This window comes from Streptomyces sp. NPDC093801, assembly GCF_040701585.1.
In the GTDB taxonomy this organism is placed as follows: Bacteria; Actinomycetota; Actinomycetes; order Streptomycetales; family Streptomycetaceae; genus Streptomyces.
Window position 1 is genome coordinate 1 of the sequence record NZ_JBFBDP010000117.1, and the last position, 1330, is coordinate 1330.

The window sequence follows — 1330 nt, forward strand, 5'->3', positions numbered from 1 at the left end:
CGCCACGCCGCCGTCGCCGCCCTCCTGCGCGTCCCCCACGTCGTCCTCGCCGTCAACAAGATGGACCTCGTCGGCTACCGGGAGAACGTCTTCGCGAAGATCGCCGAGGAGTTCACCGCCTACGCCTCCGAACTCGGCGTCCCGGAGATCACCGCCATCCCGATCTCCGCCCTCGCCGGCGACAACGTCGTCGAACCCTCCGCCAACATGGACTGGTACGGCGGCCCGACGGTCCTGGAGCACCTGGAGACCGTCCCGGTGAGCCACGACCTCACCGCCTGCCCGGCGCGTTTCCCGGTGCAGTACGTGATCCGTCCGCAGACCGCCGAGCACCCGGACTACCGCGGCTACGCGGGCCAGATCGCCTCCGGCGTCCTGCGCGTCGGCGAGTCCGTCACCGTCCTGCCGTCGGGGAAGACCTCGGTGATCGAGGGCATCGACGCGCTCGGCGGGTCCGTGGACATCGCCTGGTCCCCGCAGTCGGTGACCCTGCGCCTGAAGGACGACATCGACATCTCGCGCGGCGACCTGATCGCGCCGAGCGCGAGTGCCCCGGCCACCACGCAGGACGTCGTCGCGACGGTCTGCCACGTGGCCGACCAGCCGCTGGCCGTGGGCGCGCGGGTGCTGCTCAAGCACACGACGCGCACGGTCAAGGCGATCGTCAAGGAGATCCCCTCGCGGCTCACCCTCGACGACCTGTCCCAGCACCCGAACCCGGGCCGGCTGGTGGCCAACGACATCGGCCGCGTCGTCGTCCGCACCGCCGAGCCGCTCGCGCTCGACGCGTACGCCGACTCGCGCCGCACCGGATCCTTCCTCCTCATCGACCCGGCCGACGGGACCACCCTGGCGGCGGGCATGGCGGGCGAGTCCTTCGCCTCCAAGGCCGAGACCGCACCGGCGGACGAGGAAGGGTGGGACTTCTAGGCCATGCGGACCGACATCTACACCACCTTCGCGAAGGAGGGCGGCCGCGTGGGCAGCGGCGCCCTCGGCAGCGGCCAGGGAGGAGTGGCGCGATGTGCGCGATGACGTACGCGCACCGCATGCGCGCCCTCACCCCCCACGAGCCGTACCTGCCCCCGCTCCACAGACGAAGACCTGCGCCGTAGTCCCACGACGGCGCGTCGAGAGGAAGTCCTCCCGTGCCTGCACCCCGTTCCACCGGTAAGACCCTGCGCCGCGGTCTCGCCGCCGCCGCCCTGCCGCTGCTGATCGGCGCCCTCGCCTCCTGCGGCTACGGCTCCGAGGCGCAGAAGGACGAGCCGAAGGCGGCCGGCGCCTCCGCCGACGGCGGCAGCAAGCTCTCCGCGTCCGAGGTCCGCAT

Annotated in this window: 1 protein-coding gene and 1 pseudogene; both read left to right on the forward strand. The window is 72.3% G+C overall.

From position 1 onward, the window contains the following. Positions 1-930 (forward strand): hypothetical protein (locus AB0469_RS41150; RefSeq protein ID WP_366456736.1); only part of this gene is annotated, 930 nt, incomplete at its 5' end. 218 nt (positions 931-1148) lie between these two features. Then, positions 1149-1330 (forward strand): annotated as a pseudogene (locus AB0469_RS41155) (sulfate ABC transporter substrate-binding protein); the annotation flags it as partial.